Origin of the sequence: Acinetobacter sp. YH12251, from assembly GCF_013417465.1 — a bacterium.
GTDB classification, from domain to species: Bacteria; Pseudomonadota; Gammaproteobacteria; order Pseudomonadales; family Moraxellaceae; genus Acinetobacter; species Acinetobacter amyesii.
Genome location: NZ_VPDZ01000003.1, coordinates 46,750 through 69,283 on the forward strand (window position 1 = coordinate 46,750; position 22,534 = coordinate 69,283).

Genomic DNA, 22,534 nt, shown 5'->3' on the forward strand with positions numbered 1-22,534 from the left:
GGCTTATTCCTCTACACTAACCATATAGTAAACTTGGTTGATCATACCACGGTTAGAAGGCGTATCTTGCACTTCAACTGTATGACCAATACGACGCAGACCTAAACCTTTAAGGCTAAGCTTGTGATTTTTCAAGCGATGCGATGAAGATTTAGTCTGGGTAACTTTAATCGTTTTCATGATTGATTACCCTTGAATTTGTGCTACTGATAAACCACGTTTCGCAGCAACTTTCTCAGGAGAAGTCATATCACGCAAACCGTTAAAAGTTGCGTTTACTACGTTAGCAGCGTTAGTAGAACCATAACACTTAGTTAATACGTTACGTACACCTACAGCTTCTAAAACTGCACGCATAGCGCCACCAGCAATTACACCAGTACCTTCAGAAGCAGGTTGCATGTAAACGCGGCTTGCACCGTGACGAGCATTGATAGGGTGCTGAACAGTACCGTCAACAAGGTCAACAGTAATCATGTTGCGACGAGCAGCTTCAAGTGCTTTAGAAATAGCAGCTGGAACTTCACGTGCTTTACCACGACCAAAACCTACGCGACCATTACCATCACCCACAACAGTTAATGCTGTGAAAGAGAAAATACGACCACCCTTAACAACTTTGGCTACACGATCAACGGCAACCAGCTTTTCAACAAGACCTTCGTTTTGTTCAACTTTAGCCATGATTAGAACTCCAAGCCGTTTTCACGAGCAGCATCAGCCAAGGCTTTGATACGACCATGATATTTGAAACCAGAACGGTCAAATGCAACTTTAGTTACACCAGCCGCTTTAGCACGTTCTGCAATTAAAGCACCAACTTTCTGAGCCGATTCAACGTTACCAGTAGTACCAGCACGTAGAGTAGCGTCTAAAGTAGAAGCTTGCGCTAATACTTTGCCACCATCTGCAGAGATAACTTGAGCATAGATGTGACGCGGAGTGCGGTTTACACACAAACGAGTCGCACCCAATGCACGGATGTGCAAGCGTGTGCTTTTCGCACGACGCAAACGGGATTGTTTCTTTTCGTTCATAAGAACCTCGCGCCTTATTTCTTCTTAGCTTCTTTACGAAGTACAACTTCGTCAGAATAACGAACACCTTTACCTTTATAAGGCTCTGGCGGACGGTAACCACGGATTTCTGCAGCAACTTGACCTAATTTAGCTTTATCAGCTGATTTAAGTACAATTTCAGTTGCAGTAGGAGTTTCTGCAGTTACACCTTCAGGAAGGTTGTAGTCGATCGGGTGAGAGAAACCAAGGTTAAGGTTAACAATATTACCTTTAACCGCAGCTTTATAACCAACACCAATCAGTTGCAACTTACGTTCGAAACCTTCGTTAACACCTTTTACAAGATTGTTAAGCACAGCGCGAGCAGTACCAGCCTGCATCCAAGCATCTTTAGATTCAGCTTTAGGAGCAATAACTAGAGTACCGTCTTCCTGTTTTAGCTCGACCAGCGCATGCAGGTTGAAAGACAATGTACCTTTGCTGCCTTTCACTTCGACCTGCCGGCCGTTCTGAGTAACTGTAACACCGTTAGGTACAGTTACTGGGGCTTTAGCCACACGAGACATGAGGAATCACCTATTAAGAAACAAAAGCAATAACTTCACCACCGATACCTGCAGCACGTGCAGCGCGATCAGTCATGATGCCTTTGCTTGTAGAAACAATTGCAATACCTAAACCTTGCTTAACGCTAGGAAGTGCATCTTTACCGCGATATTGACGTAGACCTGGACGGCTTACGCGTTTCACAGTATCAATAACTGGTTTGCCTTCGAAATATTTTAAAGTAATCGTTAAAGTCGCTTTGCCTTCATTATCAGCAACAGCTACATCAGCGATATAACCTTCTTGTTGAAGTACGTTAGCAATCGCAACTTTCAACTTTGAGTTTGGCATAGAAACAGTTTGTTTCTTTGCCATTTGTGCGTTACGAACACGTGTTAGCATGTCGGCAACGGTATCTTGCATACTCATTTATAGTGCTCCTTACCAGCTTGCCTTAACAACGCCCGGTACATCACCTTGCATTACTGTTTCACGTAATTTGTTACGGCTTAAACCGAACTTACGGAAGTAACCATGAGGACGACCAGTTAAACCACAACGGTTACGTAGACGTACTGGAGACGCATTACGTGGTAATGCTTGAAATTTCATCATCGCTTCGAAACGTTCTTCGTCTGATGCATTTACGTTTGCGATAATTGCTTTTAATTCAGCACGTTTCGCAGCGTATTTAGCAACAGTAGCTTCGCGTTTCAATTCGCGATTAATCATACCTTTCTTAGCCATATCGACCTCTTATTTGAACGGGAAGCCGAATGCACGCATAAGCGCACGGCCTTCGTCATCGGTGCGAGCAGTCGTAGTGATGGTAATGTCCATACCACGAATACGATCAATCTTATCAAAATCGATTTCAGGGAACATGATTTGTTCCTTAAGACCCATTGAGTAGTTACCACGACCATCAAATGATTTCGCAGAGAAACCACGGAAGTCACGGATACGAGGGATCGCGATAGAGATCAAACGGTCTAAGAATTCGTACATACGTTCGCCACGTAAAGTAACTTTACAGCCGATCGGCCAACCATCACGGATTTTGAAACCAGCGATAGATTTACGAGCTAAAGTAAGTACTGGTTTTTGACCAGCAATTGCTTGCATATCAGAAAGAGCGCCATCTAACAATTTCTTGTCAGCTGATGCAGCACCAACACCCATGTTGATGGTAATTTTTGTAATGCGAGGGATATCCATCACATTCTTAACGCCCAATGTTTCTTTTAATTGAGCCTTAAGTTCGTCGTTGTAACGCGTTTTAAGTCTGGCCATTGCCTAGTCAACCTATTACTTCGCTACCGCCACTGATTCACCATTAGATTTGAATACGCGAGTTTTCACGCCTTCAATCACTTGGTAACCAACACGGTCAGCCTTTTGGGTTGTAGCATTAAAAATTGCCACGTTAGAGATATGAAGCTCAGCTTCTTGAGTTACGATGCCGCCTTCAGCGCCAGTAGCTCGGTTAGGCTTTTGATGCTTCGTTACCAAGTTAAGGCCTTCAACCTTAACACGGTCATTTGAAACAGACAAAACAGTACCTTGTTTGCCTTTTTCTTTACCTGCGATCACAATTACTTGATCGCCCTTTTTAATCTTAGCCATGAGTGCCTCTTATAGAACTTCAGGAGCCAATGAAATAATTTTCATGAACTGTTCAGTACGAAGTTCACGAGTCACTGGTCCGAAAATACGAGTTGCAATCGGCGCTTTGTTGTTGTTCAAAATAACAGCTGCGTTATCGTCGAAACGAATAACTGAACCATCTGCACGACGGATGCCGAATTTTGTACGTACAACTACAGCATTCATCACGTCACCTTTTTTAACACGTGCGCGTGGAATAGCTTCTTTTACAGTAACTTTAATAATGTCGCCAACAGAAGCATAACGACGATGTGAACCACCAAGTACTTTAATACATTGTACGCGGCGAGCACCACTGTTGTCTGCTACGTCGAGCATACTTTCGGTTTGAATCATTGCCCTACTCCAAAACCGAGCATCACCGGTCGCAATTTCGAAAGGCTCAAAGAGTACTCGAAATTGACCGATGATGCAAGAACGTTTAATTACTCAGCAGCAGCTTCAACAACTTCAACTAAAGTCCAAGACTTAGTTTTAGACATTGGGCGGCTTTCTTTGATGCTTACTACGTCGCCAACTTTAGCAACATTGTTTTCATCATGAGCGTGTAATTTAGTTGAACGGCGGATTAATTTGCCATACAACGGGTGTTGAACGCGGCGTTCGATAAGAACAACGATAGACTTGTCCATCTTGTCGCTAACTACTTTACCGGTTAACGTGCGAACTGTTTGTTCACTCATTGTCCGTTCCCCTGTTTTTCGGTAAGGAGGGTCTTAATACGAGCAATTGTCTTACGAGTAAGCGCAACTTCGTGCGATTTACCCAATTGACCAGTTGCTTTCGCCATACGAAGACGGAATTGGTTAAGCTGTTGCTCATCAAGCAAAGCTGTCAACTCTTCTACCGACTTTTCACGTAGATCATTAGTTTTCATTACATTACCGTCCGAGTCACGATAGTGGTTTTAAACGGAAGTTTTGCAGCAGCAAGCGTAAACGCTTCGCGAGCAAGTTCTTCGTTAACACCATCAATTTCGTACAAGACTTTACCTGGTTTGATTTGGCAAACCCAGTATTCCACAGAACCTTTACCTTTACCCATACGAACTTCTAATGGTTTTTCAGTAATTGGTTTGTCTGGGAAAACACGGATAAAGATCTTACCACCACGTTTAATACGACGGCTGATTGTACGACGCGCTGCTTCAATTTGACGTGCTGTCATTTGACCACGTTCAACTGATTTAAGTGCAATAGTACCAAAAGATACTGAGCTACCGCGATGTGCTAGACCAGTGTTACGGCCTTTTTGCACTTTACGGAATTTAGTACGTTTAGGTTGTAACATGGATTATTCTCCTTTTTCAGCAGAACGATCATTGCGACGACCACGACGCTCTTGACCTTCACCACGACCACGACCACGTTTAGCTGGACGTTCTTCAGCTGGAGCTGGGTTCATGACTTGTTTCATGCCGCCCAAGATCTCACCACGGAAGATCCATACTTTAACGCCGATCGTACCGTAAGTAGTCTCAGCACGCATAGTAGCATAGTCGATGTCAGCACGAAGAGTATGAAGAGGTACACGACCTTCACGATACCATTCAGTACGAGCAATCTCAGCACCACCTAGACGGCCTGAAACTTCTACTTTGATACCTTTAGCACCAGCACGCATAGAGTTTTGAACCGCACGCTTCATAGCACGACGGAACATTACACGTTTTTCTAATTGAGAAGCGATTGCTTCAGCAACTAAACGAGCGTCTAAATCTGGGCGATCGATTTCGTTGATACTTACTTGCGCAGGAACACCCATAATGGCTGTTAATTCGCGTTGTAATTTCTCAATGTCTTCGCCTTTTTTACCGATCACGATACCAGGACGTGCAGTGCTAATAGTTACTTTAGCTGCGCCTGTAGGGCGTTCGATAAGAATATTGCTTACCATCGCATTCTTAAGTTTTTTAGTTAAAAACTCACGAACTTGAAGATCTTTTAGCAAATATTCAGCATATTGTTTCGGATTCGCATACCAGTTAGCGTTATGACGTTTCACAACACCTAGGCGGATACCGATTGGATGAACCTTCTGACCCATATCAAACCCCTACCTTAACGGTAATGTGACAAGTACGCTTAGTAATACGATCTGCACGGCCTTTAGCACGTGGCAAAATACGTTTCAGGCTCATGCCTTCATCAACGTAGATCGTAGAAACTTTAAGGTCGTCTACATCTAAACTGTTATTGTGTTCAGCGTTTGCAATCGCAGATTCCAATGCTTTTTTAACTAAAACTGCAGCTTTTTTGTTGCTGAAGTTTAAGATATTCAAAGCATGCGCAACAGATTTGCCGCGAATTAGGTCTGCAACCAAACGTGCTTTTTGTGCCGAGATAGCGGCACCGCGTAATTTAGCAGTTACTTCCATCATAGCACCTATTAACGTTTAGACTTCTTGTCAACACCGTGACCACGATAGGTACGAGTTGGCGCGAATTCACCTAATTTATGACCAACCATATGCTCAGATACGATCACTGGAACATGGTTACGGCCATTGTGTACAGAAATTGTTAGACCAACAAAATCCGGTAAGATCATCGAACGACGCGACCAAGTTTTGATCGGCTTACGGTTATTAGCCGCGATAGCCGCTTCAACCTTAGCGAACAAGTGCGCATCGACGAATGGGCCTTTTTTCAGAGAACGAGGCATTGTCAGATTCCTTTACTTGTTACTTAACGCGACGGTCGCGAATGATCATCTTAGTCGTACGCTTGTTGGTACGTGTTTTGTACCCTTTAGCTTTTTGACCCCATGGACTTACAGGTTGAATACCTTTGTTACGTCCTTCACCACCACCATGTGGATGGTCTACTGGGTTCATCGCCATACCACGTACGGTAGGACGAACGCCACGCCAGCGTGATGCACCTGCTTTACCAAGTGAACGAAGGTTGCTTTCTGAGTTAGAAACTTCACCTAACACAGCACGGCATTCAACGTGTACTTTACGCATTTCGCCTGAACGAAGACGAATGATAGCGTAAGAACCGTCACGACCCAACAATTGAGCAGATGTACCAGCAGAACGTACTAATTGTGCGCCTTTACCGATTTTAAGCTCGATGTTGTGAAGAGTAGAACCGATAGGCATGTTGCGAAGTGGCAAGCAGTTACCTGGACGGATTGGAGCATCGTTACCAGACTGAACTTGATCACCAGCGCGAAGGCCTTTAGGTGCAATAATATAGCGACGTTCACCGTCAGCATATTTCAATAAAGCAATATGAGCTGTACGGTTTGGATCGTATTCAATACGCTCAACTACAGCAGGGATGCTGTCTTTGTTACGTTTGAAGTCTACGATACGGTAGTGCTGTTTATGACCACCACCAACGTGACGAGTTGTAATGTGACCGTTGTTATTACGACCGCCAGTACGTTTTTTAGCTTCAACCAACGGAGCATATGGCGCGCCTTTGTGAAGGTGGTTATGAACCACTTTCTCTACAAAGCGACGTCCTGGAGACGTTGGCTTACATTTTTGAATCGGCATAATTTTCGTCCTTATTCCGCTGCGTTTTCAGCGGTATCGCCCAAGTCAGCCATTTCAACATCTTGGCCAGCTTTCAGGGTGACGTATGCTTTTTTAACATCAGAACGACGTCCTAATGTTTTACCAAAGCGTTTAGTCTTACCTTTAGTGATCGTTGTGTTAACTTTAACAACTTGAACACCAAATAGTTGCTCAACAGCTTTTTTGATTTCAAGTTTGTTTGCATCTAGTGCAACTTTGAACACTTGAACACCAGCAGTTTCGCCTAAAACTTGTGCTTTTTCTGAGAATACAGGTCCTTGTAGGACTTGATAGATACGTTCGTTGTTCATCCGAGTTCTACCTCAATTTTCTTAGCAGCAGCAACAGACATAACAACTTTATCGAACGCGATCAAGCTAACAGGATCGATTGCAGCAGCATCAACCACATCAACGTGTGGAATGTTGCGAGCAGCAAGATACAAGTTCTCATCAACAGCATCTGTAACGATTAATGCACGAGGTGCATTCAAGTCGTTAAGTTTTGCAAGCAATTCTTTAGTTTTTGGAGCTGCAACAGCAATCTCTTCAACTAAAATAAGGCGATCTTGACGAACAAGCTCAGCCAGGATGCATTGCATAGCACCGCGATACATTTTACGGTTTACTTTTTGAGACCAGTCTTGTGGACGAGCAGCAAAAGTTTTACCACCGCCAACCCAGATTGGGCTACGAATAGAACCAGCACGAGCGCGGCCAGTACCTTTTTGACGGAAAGGTTTTTTACCACCGCCAGAAACGTCAGCACGTGATTTTTGCGCTTTAGAACCTTGACGACCACCAGCTAAGTAAGCTGTAACAACTTGGTGTACAAGAGCTTCGTTAAAATCACGACCAAACGCAACTTCAGATAACTCAACAGCAGAGCCGGAAACAGTATTTAAATTCACGTTATTTCCCCTCAGGCCTTGATAGTAGGACGAACAGTAACGTCGCCACCAGTAGCACCAGGAACCGCGCCTTTAACAACTAGAACTGAACGTTCTGCGTCGATAGCAACGATTTCAAGACCCTGTGTAGTTACACGTTCAGCACCTAAGTGACCAGGCATTTTTTTGCCTTTGAACACGCGACCAGGAGTCTGGTTTTGACCTGTAGAACCGATAACACGGTGAGATACAGAGTTACCATGTGTAGCGTCTTGAGTACGGAAGTTCCAACGCTTAACACCACCTTGGAAACCTTTACCTTTAGATGTACCAGTAACGTCAACAATTTGACCCACTGTGAACACATCTACACCGATAGTTCCGCCAACTTCACGACCTTCAAGATCAGCTTCTGTAGCGCGGAATTCTTGAACTAGACGACCAGCAGCAACACCAGCTTTCGCAAAGTGACCTTTCTGAGCGTTAGTTACACGAGATTCGCGACGTTCACCAGTAGTGATTTGAATCGCTTGATAACCATCAGTTTCAAGCGTTTTGATTTGTGTGATGCGGTTAGGATCAACCTCAATCACTGTTACAGGTACAGAAACACCAGCATCTGTAAAGATACGTGTCATACCGCACTTGCGACCGACTAAACCAATAGCCATGTGCATAAACCTCTAAAAAAGCGGCCTAATTAACTTAGAGCGTTAATTAACCGAAAGCCTTAACCCAAAGCGATCTGAACATCAACACCAGCTGCAAGATCTAACTTCATCAATGCATCAACAGTTTTATCTGTAGGTTGAACGATGTCGATCAAACGTTTGTAAGTGCGGATCTCGTATTGGTCACGCGCATCTTTGTTAACGTGTGGTGATGTTAAAACGTTAAAACGTTCGATACGTGTAGGCATCGGGATTGGACCACAAACTTGTGCACCAGTACGTTTTGCTGTTTCTACGATTTCTTGAGCTGATTGATCAATTAAACGGTGATCAAAAGACTTAAGACGGATACGAATTCTCTGGTTAGACATACCAGTTAACTCCAAGCCAAATATATAAAGAATCACCCTTGACGCATCTCACCCCACTTTAAAAGAGGCAAGTGTCAAGAGCAGTGAAATATCACTAAGGTCACGATCGATGCCGCGACTGTCACGATGTTAACTACTTTATTCGTAGCTAACCCCCTTCATCAAAGGGTCGCCCATTATAGCTATTGTTTAATGCATAAGCAAATCCCTTTTGCTGTTTTTCTTATATTTTTCATTTTTTATGCAAGATCAATTGCTTAACTTTTAATCAACAGGCATTTTTTCTTAATACATACTCTATTGCTTGGTTTAGTATTTGATTTCCCTCAATAAATTTGTTTTTTGCGCTTTTCCGCAGATCATGTACTGGCTGTACATGTGTTCCTGAAAAAAATGCCACTTCTTCATCATTTTCCAAAAATAAATCGAGTACTTCAGGGGTAATTTCAGGATGAAATTGAAAGCCCAAAACATTTTGTCCAATTTGATACATTTGATTACGACATGCATCATTTTCCGCCAGTAATACCGCTCCTTTAGGAATTTCAAATGTTTCACTGTGCCACTGCATGACTTTAAACTCTTCCGGTAGTTTGAAACAGCCATGCGGTACGTTAGCGACCTTACGGATGGTCGTCCAACCCAATTCTTGTTGTGCATTTCGACTCACCGCACCACCCAAAGCATTGGCAATCAATTGCCCACCTAAACAAAGGCCGATTGCGGGTTTACCGATGGCTAAATAGCGTCGCAGCCAACGTTTTTCTATTTTTAACCATGGGAAATTTGCCTCATCATTTACGCTCATGGTTCCACCCATAATGATAAGTAAATCGACATCTTCAACATGCGGCAAAGCCTCGAGATCTAAGGCTTGATCGACAGGTAATGCAAAGAATTCTGTGGCCGTAATTTTGGCCTGATGCTGTTTTAAAAATTCATAACAACTGCCGAACCCTTCGCCAGCAATATGCTGAAAATAATGTACTTTTAAATGCGACTTCATGCGCTAAACCTATTGTTGTTGCTCTGATATCGGTTTTGCAAGAATGAAGCCAACTTTGCTTTTCACTTAATTTTCTATACAAAAGCATCGTAAATCCATGCGTTTTAGTCGTATTCTTTTGAACATTCATTATTATTTTGATCATTTCAGAGCGCCACGTGAAAAAGAATCCTCAAACCGAACTCATTCATGCACCAAGAAAGGCACCGCAATACATCAATAGTGTTCAACCTCCCCTGTTTCGTGCATCCACTATAATTTTCGAAAATACAGATGCGCTATTTAATCGCCATTGGACTGATGATTATGACTATAGCTATGGCACACATGGTACCCCCACAACATTTACCCTAGGCGATCAGATTGCTCAGATTGAAGGTGGCTTGTATCACTTACTCGCACCAAGCGGTTTATCTGCAATTAATTTGGTCAATTCATGTTTTTTAAGTCAAGGGGATGAAGTGTGGGTCGCAGATAATATCTATGGCCCAAATATGGACCATTTACGCAATTTAGAAACCCGCTATGGCATCGTGGTCAAGGTTTATAACCCTATTGATGTCGATTCATTTAGCCCTTCAGCGCAAGCCAAGCTTATCTGGTTAGAAGCCGCGGGTTCTGTCACTTTAGAGTTTCCAGATTTAGTTGGCTTGGTCAAAAAAGCTCAAGCGCAGAACATTCTCACTGCACTGGACAATACGTGGGGCGCAGGACTTGCCTTTAATGCTTTTGATTTTAGTGCTGAGCACCTGGGTGTCGATATCAGTGTGCATGCCTTGACCAAATACCCAAGTGGCGGCGGGGATATTTTGATGGGTTCGGTAATTACACGAGATAAAAAGCTTCATCACAAACTGTTTCGTGCGCACGCCATTCAAGGCATTAGTATCTCTGGTGATGACGCCGCGCAAGTACAACGCAGTCTGGCTTCTATGCGCCTGCGCTATGAACACCAGTCACAAAGTGCTTTAACTTTATTAAATTGGCTAAAACAGCAACCAGCCTTTGTACAGGTTTTACATCCTGCTGATGAAGCTTCCGCAGGACATCAGTATTGGAAAGAAATTTGTACAGAACAACACAGTGCCGGCTTGGTCAGCGTGGTATTTAATGAAAAATATAGCTTGCAAGATGTACGCCGCTTTTGTGATGCGCTGAAACTATTTAAACTCGGTTTTAGCTGGGGTGGCCCAGTCAGTTTAGTCATGCTATATAACTTAAAAGATATGCGTGTACTCGAACATTCACATATTCAAGCCGGCTTACTGGTTCGCTTCTGTATAGGACTAGAACATCCTGCAGATTTAATACAAGATATAGAAAACGCACTACAACATTTTAATAAACAGCAACCCGAATAAATACAGGAACATCTATGGGTACACCAATTATTATTGGCAAAAAAACACAAGACACCACACAAGATGTGGTGCTTTATTCACAATTTGCAAACCGCCATGGTTTAATTGCTGGAGCAACAGGCACTGGTAAGACGGTGACGTTGAAGGTGTTGGCAGAAAGTTTTTCTCGGCTGGGTGTACCTGTATTTTTAGCTGATGCCAAAGGGGATGTTTCTAGCCTTGCCAAAGCAGGTGAAAGCAATCCTAAGTTTGACGAACGAATTAAAAGCTTAAATATCGAGAGCATTCCTTTTGCTGCCTCCCCTGTGGTGTTTTGGGATTTGTTTGGTGAACAAGGACATCCCATTCGCACCACCATTTCTGAAATTGGTCCACTGCTCCTTGCCCGAATTCTAAATTTAAACGACACGCAAGAAGGTGTGCTATCTGCGGTCTTTCGTATTGCCGATGATCAGGGCTTATTGCTCATCGACTTTAAAGACTTAAAAGCCATGATCAGCTACGTCAGTGAACATGCATCCGAATTTAAAAATGAATATGGCAATTTATCACCTGCAAGCTTAGGTGCAATTCAACGTAATTTGCTTGCATTGGCAGATCAAGGCGGTGACAAGTTCTTTGGTGAGCCTGCGCTCAATATCATGGATTTCATTCAAACGGATGCGCAAGGTCGTGGCAACATCAACCTGCTCGCAGCCGACAAGTTAATGAATACCCCTAAGCTCTATGCGACTTTCTTACTTTGGATGCTGTCAGAACTGTTTGAACAATTGCCCGAAGTTGGAGATATGGATAAACCCAAACTAGTGTTCTTCTTCGATGAAGCGCATTTATTGTTTGATAATGCCAGCCCTGCTTTACAAGAAAAAATTGAGCAAGTGGTTCGTCTGATTCGCTCTAAAGGCGTTGGGATTTACTTTGTAACGCAAAACCCACTTGACCTACCTGAGAGTGTTTTAGGACAACTGGGTAACCGCGTTCAGCATGCGCTACGTGCATTTACCCCAAAAGATCAGAAAGCAGTTAAAACGGCAGCAGATACTTTCCGAGCTAATCCTGCGTTTAAAGTCGATCAAGTAATTACGGAACTGGCTGTAGGTGAAGCATTAATTAGCTGTTTAGATGAACAAGGCACACCACAAATCGTTGAACGTGCTTGGGTGATGCCACCCTACTCATCATTTAGCCCAATTGCTGTAGAAGAACGCAAAGCACTCATGACAAATAGCGTTGTTGCAGGCGTGTATGACACCGAAGTAGACCGTGAAAGTGCCTATGAACTTTTACAAAATAAAGTGGCGGAGCGCCAACAACAAGCCGTCCAAGCGGAACAAGATAAAATACAAGCCAAAGTACAAGAAGCGTTAGCCAAACAACAAGCCAAAGAAGCAGATGCACTCGCCAAACAGCAAGCGCGTGAACAAGAACGACTTGCACGCGAACAACAAAAAGAAGCTGAGCGTTCAGCCAAACAACGTGAAAAACTGATTCAAGACACGGTAGGAACTTTTGCAAAAAGTGCTGCACGCAGCTTGGGTGGGTCGACAGGTCAGAAAATCGTACGCGGTTTGCTAGGTTCACTGTTTGGTAAAAAATAATTCGCCATTACGATTATCTATGCTGAATTTATGGGATATTTTAATATCCCATATTTTTTTTATGGTTTTTACTAAAACATGTATTGCGCGGATGTATTTAAAAATGTATTTTAAATACATCTTATAAATAACAGCCATGAGAGATCAGCTATGACTCCGCAGCAAATTGACCTAGTAAAAGCTACTGTTCCTGTTCTACGTGAAAATGGTGTCGCGCTGACTGGTTACTTCTATAATCGTATGTTGGGCAATAACCCTGACCTCAAAGAAACCTTTAACATGGGACATCAGCGCAGCGGTGCTCAGGCACAAGCTTTGGCGGGTGCTGTATTGGCTTATGCTGAAAATATTGAGGACCCATCTGTACTTTTACCAGTTGTAGAATTAATTGCGCATAAACATGTGAGTCTTAACATTCAAGCTCCAGACTATAATATTGTCGGCGAAAATTTGCTGCACTCGATCAGTGAAGTATTAAGCATTTCAATGGAAGATCCACTGATTGCAGCTTGGGCAGCAGCATATGGACAATTGGCAGACTTGTTTATCAGCACTGAAAAAGCGATTTATGAGCAACATCAGCAAACTAAAGGCAGTTGGTTAGGTTGGCGTAATTTCAAAATCGCGAAAAAAGTGGCTGAAAGTGATGAAATCACCTCATTCTACCTTGAGCCTTCTGATGGTGGTGATTTACCAAAATATGAAGCAGGTCAGTACATCTCTGTACGTGTATTGGTCGATGAGCTGGGTCTAAAACAACCACGTCAATATACACTGTCTACCAGCCCACAAGACAACTACTTACGTATCTCTGTAAAACGTGAAGATCAGAAAGGTGACTTGGTTCCAGGTTGGGTATCAAATACACTGCATGGCTTGGAGATCGGTTCAGAAATCGAAGTGTCTGCACCAACAGGTAATTTCTTCCTGATTGATTCACAAAAACGCAATGTCTTTATCAGTGGTGGTGTAGGTCTAACACCAATGATTGCGATGCTGAATCAGTTGGTGACTTTAGACATGCCACAACCTGTAACCTTTATCCATGCCTGCCGTAGCAAACAAGTGCATGCAATGCATAAACACATTCAGGATTTGGAAGCAAAATACCCACGTCTTAGCACTTTTACAGCGTATGAGTTCCCTCATGCTAATGATAAATTAGGTGAAGATTATGATGCTGCTGGTCGTCTAGACTTAGGCAGCATGGATACTGCACTGTTACCGATCAATGCGGATTATTACCTTTGCGGTCCAATGCCATTTATGGCTGAACAACAGAAAGCTTTAATTGCTCGTGGTATTCCTGCTAGCAATATTCACAGCGAAGCTTTCGGCACTGGTGGTGTAAAACACTAACTAAGCTATTCACCTGAAATACAAAGGGTTAGTTTAGTTATGCTAGACTAGCCCTTATTTATTTCTCTCAGACTCACAGTATTATCATGCAACTCAATAAATTCACCGATTATGCATTACGCATTTTGCTCTATATCGCACGTCCTCGTGATGTGCCTTATAACATTGCTGAAATTGCAGAAGACCTGCATGTTTCGCGTAATCACTTGGTGAAAATTGTGCATTTTATGGCAAAACAAAACTGGTTAATCACCAGCCGCGGCAAAGGTGGCGGCATTCGCTTAAACCCTGAAGCACTTGACGCTCAGCTCGGTCAAATCGTACGAATTCTGCAAGGCCATCACCAGATAGTAGAATGCAATGACCCACCCTGCGTACTACGCAGTCAGTGTGGTTTAAAAAGCCTCTTAGACCAAGCTTTAGAACAGTTTTATCAAAGTCTCGATCAGTACAAACTTGCTGACGTCTTACAACCAAGCAGCGCATCTAAATTTACAACACAATCTCCGATTCAACTGCTCAATCTCTAATTTCACTTTGCCTGCGACAAAATTCGCTTGCCTGCCCGACTTCCTTTATAATGCGTGTTGTTAAATCAGTTATTGAAGTTGGGTTATGCATCAGCACAGAGGAAAATCACGAAACAGTAAAGCGGCCAATGCGCCGAAGCAAAAGATTACTTACGAGAAAAAAGTAGACTCTGCGATTACTGAATATGCTGTGCGCTCGCTCAACTGGCTACGCAAAGCTGAGTTCTTAATGAGTGCGCCTAAACTCAACCTCTGCGTTGAAGATACCGGCTATGAAATTGCCTTTGCTGGCCGCTCAAATGCTGGGAAGTCAAGTGCCATTAATGCGCTCACCAACCAAAAGCAATTGGCTCGTGCGTCGAAAAAACCGGGTCGTACCCAAATGATCAACTTTTTCAGTTTAGGAAATCCTGATCAGCGTTTGGTCGACTTACCGGGTTATGGCTATGCTGCTGTACCTGAAGCGATGAAAATCGTGTGGCAAAAAGAGCTAGAAAACTATCTAATACACCGTGAAAGTTTACAAGGTCTTGTGCTGTTGATGGATATCCGTCATCCACTACAACACTTTGATGTCATGATGTTGGAATGGGCACATTCACGTAAATTGTTCGTGCATGTACTGCTCACCAAATCAGATAAACTAAACCGTGGCCCAGCCTCTAAAGCACTACAAGAAGTGAAAGCAGCATTGAAAAAAATGAAGCTGAACTTCTCTATCCAATTGTTCTCATCATTGAATAAACAAGGCTTAGAAGAGTTAGCGAGTGTCATGGCGGGTCGTCTAAACTTCACTCTAGAACAATCGACAGAGTTTGATCTCGACAGCATACCTGAAGCATCGGAAGATGATATTGAAATCGATGTGGACGCGGAAGCATTCGATGACTTCCACACTACATCTGAAGACTTACCCCAAGCTGAAGGCAAAAATTCAGACCACTAATCGAGTAATTTTAAAGTCGGTACAAAGATGATTGTCTGACAAAAAGTATCTTCTGAAGATAATGAAATGTCCTGTATTGCTAATCACAATGCAGGATTTTTTTTGGATACTGAATACATCAGATGTGTACTCGATCACATAAAAACAAGGATAGGTCATGAAATTACTCTCCCGCTTGAGAACCACAAAACTTGGATCATCAATCGAATATAAAATTAAGCCACGTAAAGTGAAATTTGAGTGGCAAGATACTCAAGTTGACTGGGTGCCTAACCAACCTTTTGTCAGCTATTTTATTAATGAAATTAATATGATCTTACCGGCAGGTGAGTTTTGGTTTTGCCGTCTGTATAACAAAGTATTGCCACAAATTAGAGATGAAAAATTAGCAGAGGACGTTAAAGCATTTATCCGCCAAGAAGCTATGCATGCTCAGGCGCATAACTCTGCTAATAAAGAATATCTATCTCAGCGTAATATCAGTATTCAACGCAACCTTGAAATCATGGACTTCCTCTTTGGCAAACTGCTTGCGGATCAACCTTTAGGGTTCAACGTACCCAAAGCATTGGATCATCAATGGGATCTCTTTCGTTTAGGGGTGATTGCAACGGTTGAGCACATGACCTGTGTACTAGGTAAATATGCTTTATACAACAAAGAGTGGGAACGCCTCGGTGCCGATCCGAATATGCTCGATCTAGTAAAATGGCATGGTGCAGAAGAAATTGAGCATCGTACCGTGGCCTTTGATTTGTATCGTCATCTCGGTGGGGGCTATATTTCTCGCTATTATCAAAGTGTGATCGTGATTGCAGCCGTACTTGGTCTATGGGTCGATGGTGCAGCACATATCATGCAGCAAGACGCGCGCTATGCATCGATTAAACCTGCCGTATATAAACCGTGGATTTGGCGTGAATGGGCGCGTATCGCGCAAAAAGACAATCGCTTATTGCCACATCCGCTTTGGCTAGTGTCACAGCAATTGGGGTATTTAATGCCTTGGTACGATCCTGTGCATGAAGCGAAAACTGAAGATGCGATTGCTTACCTCGACAACTCTCCTGCTGCAAAACGTGCCGCACTGAAAGTTGCATAAACACCATTTAAAATCTGTATTAAGCAGGGTTCGCCCTGCTTTTTTTTGTGCTCACTTCCATTACGCTCTATTTTTTTATTGAGCAATCAACAAACTTAAGATGAATAGGGTCGTCATAAGTTCGAGGTTTAAAGTATAGTTCTTCCGAACTCCCTATTCTCTTTAAAATGCATTTATACTCAGCCTCATCCTAAAATAAAAATAAGCCATTCAGGAGCATCTCCCTGCACGCTCACATCTCCGTCATCACACTGGCCGTGAAAGATTTACACTCTGCATTCGCGTTTTATCAGGACGGTTTAGGCCTTAATAGCGCAGGGATTATTGGGACTGAATTTGAACATGGCGCTGTGGCATTATTTGATTTACAACACGGTTTAAAGCTCGCACTCTGGCCACAATATAGCCTTAGTCATGACACAGAAATCAGCACTTCAGCGTTTTGTCCAACGCAAATGTCTCTTGGACATAACTTTAAAAGTCCCGCAGCCGTCGATCAAATCATGCACCAAGCCCAACGCGCAGGTGCAAAAACAATTAACCCCGCACAGCCCACGTTTTACGGTGGTTATACAGGCTATTTTCAAGACTTAGATGGGCATCTGTGGGAGATCGTCTACAACCCACATTTTAGTTCTTTATCTGCTTAATTCGACAACGCAGGTTCATCTACATCTCGCGTATGACGATCAACCACCACGCTAATCATCATATCACCCTGTACATTCACCACAGTCCGTACCGTATCTAAGAGTCGATCTATCGGCAGCAATATCGCAATCGCTTCTGCAGGGAGTCCGACTGATTGTAAAACCATAATCATCGTCACCATTCCAGCGCTTGGAATACCCGGCGCGCCGAGTGACGCAATCATGGCGGTTGCACAGACAATTAACTGCTGACCCAAGGTTAAATCTAAGCCCATCAAGTTGGCAATAAACAAGGCAGCAGCAGCTTCATACAGCGCTGTACCATCCATATTCAACTGTGTGCCCAATGGAATCACAAAACCTGCTGTTTGAGGACGTACGCCTAAATTTTCCTGCGCACATTTCATCGACAGTGGCATCGTTGCTGAACTTGAACTAGTTGCAAAAGCAGTGATTAAGGCAGCTCGTGTTCCTCTAAAAAATGTCAGTGGGCTCATTTTCCCAAAAATCCATAGCAGCAGAGGTAACACCACTGCCCCATGGAAAATCGTCGTGCCAGTGACCACCGCAGCAAACTCCGCGAGGCGACTCAACACCGAAATATCTTCGGTAGCAATCAATTTAGCCAATAATGCAAAAATACCAATCGGTGCAAGCTTCATCACCCAGCCGATGATCATCATCATGATGTCGAAAAATTGCTGACTGAGCTTTCTCACACTTCGGAACTTTTCACCGCCTTTGACCAAGGCCACACCGAGAAATAGTGAAAACACCACGACTGCGAGTACGTTGCCATCACTAAAGGCTTTAAACGGATTAATCAGTGTATTTTGAATAAAATTGGTAAAGAATGAACCTGCTGTGAGGGTGTCAGGACTTTGATGCTGTTGCATTGCATCTTGGAACATGACGATGTCCACGCCCTGCCCGACTTTAAAAATATGCGCGCATGCTAGACCCAAGATCAGTGCCAAAGTTGTGGTAGTGACACAGCACGCTAAGGTAATTTTCCACGTTCGACTCAGCTGACCACCCGCTTGTAAATTCGATACCCCCACCACGATCGAACTAAAGATCAGCGGAACCAAGATCATTTTCAGCAAACCAATAAAAATACTACTGGCAATCCCCAAGCCATACAGGCTGGCGGATAAAAACTGCGTCTCTGGAAACTGAATTAATAAAAACCCAAATGCCACACCCAATATTGCGGCAATTAAAATCTGCGTATTTAAGCTCATTGTGCCTTGCATTTATCATCCTTTATTCAGGCACTATGCCATGCGCCCCACCGGGAATCGAGGAATTTTTTGTCACATGTACTGCTGCAATTCTGCAAAGCACGAATTCAGCCCCATTCAACGTATACTGTAACCTAACTAGATAACTCCATTCTGCAATTAAGTTCATACAAATAAATGATGGACATAAAAAAACCGAATCAGAAGATTCGGTTTTTTCCAGTATTCAGCTTTTACGACTTAACACATAGTGCTCAAAGCTTATTGGGTTTCAATTTCGCGTAAACGGATCAAGCCTTCTTGTGTCGTACTACAGACCAACTCACCGTTTTGCCACATGCGACCGAAATTTAGACCACGTGAACTAGCACTGACGGTGGCATCCATGTCATAAAGCATCCACTCATCCACACGGAATGGCTTATGGAAATACATGGCATGGTCAATACTCGCACACTGCAAACTTGGTGATAAATAACTTAAACCATGTGGACGTAGTGCAGTCGTCATCAGCGTAAAGTCTGAATAGAATGCCGCAATAGCCTGATGTAAAGAGATGTCATCAACATCGGCAGCAATCGTATCATGGGTACGAATATAGTGTGCATACGATGGCGCAGCAGGCTGCGGTTGGTACGGGTTTTGTGGATCAATCGGGCGAATTTCTACGTGACGGTCGCGCATAAAAGACGCACGGACGTTTTCAGGGACAAACTCCACCATCATTCGTTTCAGCTCTGCTTCAGATTTTAAATCTTCGACGGCTGGATATTCTGGCTCTGCAACTTGGTAGTTCAACCCGTCTTCTTGCTCTGCAAATGACACCATACACATAAAAATGGTTTTACCATGTTGAATCGCACGAACCTGACGACTCACAAAACTGCGTCCATCGCGAATACGATCTACTTCATAAATGATTGGTGCACTGATATCACCGCCAAATAAGAAATAGGCATGTAAAGAATGAGCAGGTCGATCTGTCGTATAAGATGCCGCACGTAGCGCCTGACCTAAAACCTGTCCACCAAAGACACGTTTCCCGACCAAATTTCGGCTTTGCCCACGAAAAATATTTTCTTCTAATTTTTCAAGGCTGAGTAAATCAACCAACTCTTGTGTTAAGGCATTCATAACAAACCTATCTATCATTCGGGATTAAGCTAATGCAGGCAACATCAACAGATGTTTAAATATATTTTCCATTTTGCCATAAATCCAGACTAAAACCCTAAAGATTCGCTGACTGATCTGTCACCTTGCTGATGCAATATAACTGCTAAAAATACGTTTTTTAACGATAAAATCTTACAATATCTATGCAATTTGTCAGAAAATGACATACAGTTTTTAAGTACAATTACGCAGAATAGATTCCCCTCAGAATCTCTGTGGTTTGGTCATGAAAAGTAGGAGTTTGTATGTCCAAGAGCGGCTTTGGTCAGATGTATCGAAAGCTTTCGAGTAAACTGCTTGACCTTGTGGTAACACCGCATGTTTTAGGTGAAGTCCCTGTAGAACCTGTAGTGACTGAAACCGATACAGATACCGGCGTACAGACAACGAAAATTACCTGCTACGTTCTGCAAAATCATTCACGGAGTAATGCTTTAATTGTCGATGGTGAAACCCGTCGTTTAAAGCTACACCCTGCACTCGACCCAATGACAGTGGGTACGCAAACAGAAAAAGCATCTGTGGTGTTTTTACAACATCATGATGAAGACAACTTACTCAATCCACCGCCACATGCCTTTCCACCTCGTTTATTGCGTTTAATTGAGGTTTTGGAAAAAAATCCTGATGCGGATGTTGAGCTCGTTCCTGTAACCGTGCTGTGGGGTCGTGAACCCGATAAAGAAGATTCTTGGTTTAAATTATTATTTACCGATACATGGTCTACACCAAGCAAAGTGAAGCAGCTGGTCAATATTGGTTTGCACGGTCGTCAATCGTACCTTGAATTCCATGAACCACAGTCTTTGCGTCGTTTGGTTGAATATGCCAAAACTACACATCCGAACCTGTCACCTGCGACTTATATTGTCAGCACACTGAATGATTATTTAGATGCACAGCGTGAAGTGGTTTTGGGGCCGGATTTATCTGACCGTCGTAATGTGATGCACGGCCTGATCAAATCTACGGATGTGCAAGATGCGATTCGTCGTGAAAGCATTCGCAGTAAAATCAGTATGGTTGAAGCTGAACGTCGTGCGATTGGTTATTTAAATGAAATCGTTTCTGACTATTCTGCATCAACAGTACGTTTTGCTGACTTAGCACTGACTCGTCTGTGGACACAGCTTTATGATGGCGTCGAAGTGCATAACTTCAGTACCGTTCGTGAACTGGCCAAAGACTATGAGATCATTTACACCCCATGCCATCGTAGTCATATCGACTATTTATTATTGTCATATGTGATCTATAAACGTGGCTTGATGGTGCCGTACATTGCTGCGGGTGATAACTTGAACATGCCATTTGTCGGGCAAATTTTACGTGGCGGCGGCGCGTTCTTTATTCGTCGTTCATTCCGTGGCAATGGTCTCTACACCACCGTATTTAAAGAATACCTCTACAGTATTTTGGCGCGTAATACGCCGCTGGAATACTTCATCGAAGGTGGGCGTTCACGTACCGGTCGTTTATTACCACCGAAGACCGGCATGCTCGCCATGACTGTCCATGGTCATTTACGCAATCCAGCCAAACCAATCGTGTTCTTACCGACCTATATTGGTTATGAGCGTTTAATGGAAGGTGCGACCTACGTTGGCGAAATGAATGGTAAGCCGAAAGAAGGCGAATCGATCATTGGGATTATGAAAACTCTGCGTAAGATCGAACGTATTTTCGGTAAAGTTCATTTGAACTTTGGTGAGCCAGTTTTCCTTGATGATATGCTGAAAAAGCACAATGCAAGCAACATCAAAATCGAGAAGAATGACGATCCAATTCCGCCAGAAGTTTCGGATGCCATTAACAGTTCTGCACACGTGATTTTAGAAAATATTAACCGTGCAGCAGTGGTGAACCCAGTTTCATTGCTTTCACTGATTTTATTGGCAACATCTAAACACACTTTAGATGAAGAGATTTGCATTAAGCAGTTAGATACCTATCGCGATCTTTTAACTGCCTTACCTTACGATGAGCGCATGCAAGTGACACCGCTGTCAGGTAAAGAAATCATTGCTTATGGTTTAAAACTCAAGCTGATCAAACGTGTTAATCATGTCCTTGGCGATATTATTGCCATTGCTGATAATCAAGCGGTGCTGTTAACCTACTTCCGTAACAACATCCTGCACGCATTTATTTTGCCATCACTCATTGCTGCTTTGGTTGAACATAATGGTTCTATTCGCCGTGGTGATTTGATTAATGTCATTCGTACACTGTATCCGTTCTTAAAAGCTGAGTTATTCCTCAAATGGAATAATGAAGAGCTTAAAGATCAGATCTGTGCGTATGCAGAAGTACTGATCAAAGCTAAACTGATTTCTGAAGATACAGAAGGCAACCTGATCTCCCCTGCGCCTAACTCAGAGCAGCACAATCAGTTAGTAGTCTTGGCTGCACCTGTAATGCAAAGTCTTGAGCGTTACTACATGACTTTGGCTTTAATTACACAACGTGGTTCGGGCAATATCTCTACGCGTCAGGTTGAAGAACTCAGTCACTTGGTTGGTCAACGTCTATCTGTGTTGTATGAATTTAACTCGCCAGAGTTCTTTGATAAGGCCTTGTTCCAAAGCTTTATTAAAGTCTTAACACAACAAGGTTATATCAGCACCAATGAAAACAACGCCATTGTGTTTGATGAAAATTTCCAAAATGTTGCGCAATATGCCAACCTCGTTTTGGATGATGTGACCCTGCAAATGTTGCAGCACATTACGACCTTTAGTGATGAAGAGTTAAAAGAAGCACTTGATAAAGTTGCTGCGGAACAAGCCAAAAAACGCTTGAAACGTAAGAAGAAATAAACCGTTTTGATTTTTTCGCTATAAAAGTGGAAGAATATAAGCAGAATCAG

Annotated in this window: 31 protein-coding genes; 8 read left to right on the top strand and 23 right to left on the bottom strand. The window is 43.0% G+C overall.

What is annotated here, in order from left to right:
- Positions 1-3: 3 nt before the first annotated feature.
- The 21 genes from rpmD to FTV27_RS03510 form a co-directional block, all read right to left on the bottom strand.
- A complete protein-coding gene (gene rpmD / locus FTV27_RS03410) occupies positions 4-180 on the bottom strand; it encodes a 50S ribosomal protein L30 (protein WP_005012961.1) in 177 nt (58 codons plus the stop codon).
- Positions 181-186: 6 nt separating this feature from the next.
- Positions 187-684, bottom strand: a complete 498-nt coding sequence (gene rpsE, locus FTV27_RS03415) for a 30S ribosomal protein S5 (protein WP_067762902.1) — start codon at positions 682-684, stop codon at positions 187-189.
- 2 nt (positions 685-686) lie between these two features.
- On the bottom strand, positions 687-1,037 hold the full coding sequence (gene rplR / locus FTV27_RS03420) for a 50S ribosomal protein L18 (protein WP_067762903.1): 351 nt from the start codon (positions 1,035-1,037) through the stop codon (positions 687-689).
- 14 nt (positions 1,038-1,051) lie between these two features.
- Complete coding sequence (gene rplF, locus FTV27_RS03425; RefSeq protein ID WP_078189272.1) at positions 1,052-1,585, bottom strand: 50S ribosomal protein L6; 534 nt, start codon at positions 1,583-1,585, stop codon at positions 1,052-1,054.
- Positions 1,586-1,598: 13 nt separating this feature from the next.
- Complete coding sequence (gene rpsH, locus FTV27_RS03430) at positions 1,599-1,994, bottom strand: 30S ribosomal protein S8 (protein ID WP_078189273.1); 396 nt, start codon at positions 1,992-1,994, stop codon at positions 1,599-1,601.
- Between the two features lie 12 nt (positions 1,995-2,006).
- Positions 2,007-2,312 carry a 30S ribosomal protein S14 gene (rpsN, locus tag FTV27_RS03435; protein WP_067762906.1) on the bottom strand — a complete coding sequence of 102 codons (306 nt, stop codon included), beginning with the start codon at positions 2,310-2,312 and terminating at the stop codon, positions 2,007-2,009.
- 9 nt (positions 2,313-2,321) lie between these two features.
- Positions 2,322-2,858, bottom strand: a complete 537-nt coding sequence (gene rplE / locus FTV27_RS03440) for a 50S ribosomal protein L5 (RefSeq protein ID WP_067762907.1) — start codon at positions 2,856-2,858, stop codon at positions 2,322-2,324.
- Positions 2,859-2,873: 15 nt separating this feature from the next.
- Positions 2,874-3,191 (bottom strand): 50S ribosomal protein L24, encoded by a 318-nt coding sequence (gene rplX / locus FTV27_RS03445; RefSeq protein WP_078189274.1) that lies wholly within the window; start codon positions 3,189-3,191, stop codon positions 2,874-2,876.
- 9 nt (positions 3,192-3,200) lie between these two features.
- Positions 3,201-3,569 (bottom strand): 50S ribosomal protein L14, encoded by a 369-nt coding sequence (gene rplN / locus FTV27_RS03450; protein ID WP_005012978.1) that lies wholly within the window; start codon positions 3,567-3,569, stop codon positions 3,201-3,203.
- An 89-nt stretch (positions 3,570-3,658) separates the two neighbouring features.
- A complete protein-coding gene (rpsQ, locus tag FTV27_RS03455; protein WP_078192456.1) occupies positions 3,659-3,916 on the bottom strand; it encodes a 30S ribosomal protein S17 in 258 nt (85 codons plus the stop codon).
- Entirely contained in the window at positions 3,913-4,110 is a 198-nt protein-coding gene (rpmC, locus tag FTV27_RS03460) for a 50S ribosomal protein L29 (protein ID WP_005012982.1), read from the bottom strand. Before rpmC ends, rpsQ begins: the two co-directional genes overlap by 4 nt.
- On the bottom strand, positions 4,110-4,523 hold the full coding sequence (rplP, locus tag FTV27_RS03465; RefSeq protein WP_068909575.1) for a 50S ribosomal protein L16: 414 nt from the start codon (positions 4,521-4,523) through the stop codon (positions 4,110-4,112). Before rplP ends, rpmC begins: the two co-directional genes overlap by 1 nt.
- 3 nt (positions 4,524-4,526) lie before the next feature.
- Positions 4,527-5,279 carry a 30S ribosomal protein S3 gene (gene rpsC / locus FTV27_RS03470; protein WP_078189277.1) on the bottom strand — a complete coding sequence of 251 codons (753 nt, stop codon included), beginning with the start codon at positions 5,277-5,279 and terminating at the stop codon, positions 4,527-4,529.
- A 1-nt stretch (position 5,280) separates the two neighbouring features.
- Positions 5,281-5,610 carry a 50S ribosomal protein L22 gene (gene rplV, locus FTV27_RS03475; RefSeq protein WP_035265103.1) on the bottom strand — a complete coding sequence of 110 codons (330 nt, stop codon included), beginning with the start codon at positions 5,608-5,610 and terminating at the stop codon, positions 5,281-5,283.
- Between the two features lie 11 nt (positions 5,611-5,621).
- A complete protein-coding gene (gene rpsS, locus FTV27_RS03480; protein WP_004281508.1) occupies positions 5,622-5,897 on the bottom strand; it encodes a 30S ribosomal protein S19 in 276 nt (91 codons plus the stop codon).
- A gap of 19 nt (positions 5,898-5,916) precedes the next feature.
- A complete protein-coding gene (gene rplB / locus FTV27_RS03485; protein WP_078189278.1) occupies positions 5,917-6,741 on the bottom strand; it encodes a 50S ribosomal protein L2 in 825 nt (274 codons plus the stop codon).
- 11 nt (positions 6,742-6,752) lie between these two features.
- On the bottom strand, positions 6,753-7,073 hold the full coding sequence (gene rplW, locus FTV27_RS03490; protein WP_005012992.1) for a 50S ribosomal protein L23: 321 nt from the start codon (positions 7,071-7,073) through the stop codon (positions 6,753-6,755).
- Positions 7,070-7,672 carry a 50S ribosomal protein L4 gene (gene rplD, locus FTV27_RS03495; protein ID WP_180035664.1) on the bottom strand — a complete coding sequence of 201 codons (603 nt, stop codon included), beginning with the start codon at positions 7,670-7,672 and terminating at the stop codon, positions 7,070-7,072. The genes rplW and rplD overlap by 4 nt, the downstream gene beginning before the upstream one ends.
- A gap of 11 nt (positions 7,673-7,683) precedes the next feature.
- On the bottom strand, positions 7,684-8,322 hold the full coding sequence (gene rplC, locus FTV27_RS03500; protein WP_078189280.1) for a 50S ribosomal protein L3: 639 nt from the start codon (positions 8,320-8,322) through the stop codon (positions 7,684-7,686).
- Positions 8,323-8,381: 59 nt separating this feature from the next.
- Complete coding sequence (rpsJ, locus tag FTV27_RS03505; protein ID WP_000070912.1) at positions 8,382-8,693, bottom strand: 30S ribosomal protein S10; 312 nt, start codon at positions 8,691-8,693, stop codon at positions 8,382-8,384.
- Between the two features lie 268 nt (positions 8,694-8,961).
- A complete protein-coding gene (locus FTV27_RS03510) occupies positions 8,962-9,699 on the bottom strand; it encodes a type 1 glutamine amidotransferase (RefSeq protein WP_180035663.1) in 738 nt (245 codons plus the stop codon).
- Positions 9,700-9,857: 158 nt separating this feature from the next.
- Here FTV27_RS03510 and FTV27_RS03515 point away from each other — a divergent pair, with 158 nt between their 5' ends.
- From FTV27_RS03515 to FTV27_RS03545, 7 genes are all read left to right on the top strand, one after another.
- Positions 9,858-11,060, top strand: a complete 1,203-nt coding sequence (locus FTV27_RS03515; protein ID WP_180035662.1) for a PLP-dependent transferase — start codon at positions 9,858-9,860, stop codon at positions 11,058-11,060.
- Positions 11,061-11,074: 14 nt separating this feature from the next.
- Positions 11,075-12,658, top strand: coding sequence for a helicase HerA-like domain-containing protein (locus tag FTV27_RS03520; protein WP_180035661.1), 1,584 nt, complete (start codon positions 11,075-11,077; stop codon positions 12,656-12,658).
- A 150-nt stretch (positions 12,659-12,808) separates the two neighbouring features.
- Positions 12,809-14,017: an NO-inducible flavohemoprotein gene (gene hmpA / locus FTV27_RS03525; protein ID WP_078192460.1), complete on the top strand. Its 1,209-nt coding sequence runs from the start codon at positions 12,809-12,811 to the stop codon at positions 14,015-14,017.
- A gap of 86 nt (positions 14,018-14,103) precedes the next feature.
- The gene (locus tag FTV27_RS03530; protein WP_180035660.1) at positions 14,104-14,547 is read left to right on the top strand and encodes an Rrf2 family transcriptional regulator; all 444 of its coding nucleotides are present in this window, start codon (positions 14,104-14,106) and stop codon (positions 14,545-14,547) included.
- 85 nt (positions 14,548-14,632) lie between these two features.
- Positions 14,633-15,493: a ribosome biogenesis GTP-binding protein YihA/YsxC gene (gene yihA, locus FTV27_RS03535; protein WP_180035659.1), complete on the top strand. Its 861-nt coding sequence runs from the start codon at positions 14,633-14,635 to the stop codon at positions 15,491-15,493.
- Positions 15,494-15,650: 157 nt separating this feature from the next.
- The gene (locus FTV27_RS03540) at positions 15,651-16,595 is read left to right on the top strand and encodes a metal-dependent hydrolase (RefSeq protein WP_180035658.1); all 945 of its coding nucleotides are present in this window, start codon (positions 15,651-15,653) and stop codon (positions 16,593-16,595) included.
- Between the two features lie 224 nt (positions 16,596-16,819).
- A complete protein-coding gene (locus tag FTV27_RS03545) occupies positions 16,820-17,245 on the top strand; it encodes a VOC family protein (RefSeq protein WP_180035689.1) in 426 nt (141 codons plus the stop codon).
- On the opposite strand, the gene FTV27_RS03550 is transcribed toward FTV27_RS03545, so the two are convergent.
- Both FTV27_RS03550 and FTV27_RS03555 read right to left on the bottom strand, forming a co-directional pair.
- Entirely contained in the window at positions 17,242-18,501 is a 1,260-nt protein-coding gene (locus FTV27_RS03550) for a dicarboxylate/amino acid:cation symporter (RefSeq protein ID WP_171525930.1), read from the bottom strand. The two genes, FTV27_RS03545 and FTV27_RS03550, sit on opposite strands and share 4 nt — an antisense overlap.
- Positions 18,502-18,750: 249 nt before the next feature.
- Complete coding sequence (locus FTV27_RS03555) at positions 18,751-19,623, bottom strand: acyl-CoA thioesterase II (RefSeq protein ID WP_180035657.1); 873 nt, start codon at positions 19,621-19,623, stop codon at positions 18,751-18,753.
- A gap of 287 nt (positions 19,624-19,910) precedes the next feature.
- On the opposite strand from FTV27_RS03555, the gene plsB reads away from it, so the two are divergent.
- Positions 19,911-22,484, top strand: a complete 2,574-nt coding sequence (plsB, locus tag FTV27_RS03560) for a glycerol-3-phosphate 1-O-acyltransferase PlsB (RefSeq protein ID WP_180035656.1) — start codon at positions 19,911-19,913, stop codon at positions 22,482-22,484.
- Positions 22,485-22,534 lie beyond the last annotated feature (50 nt).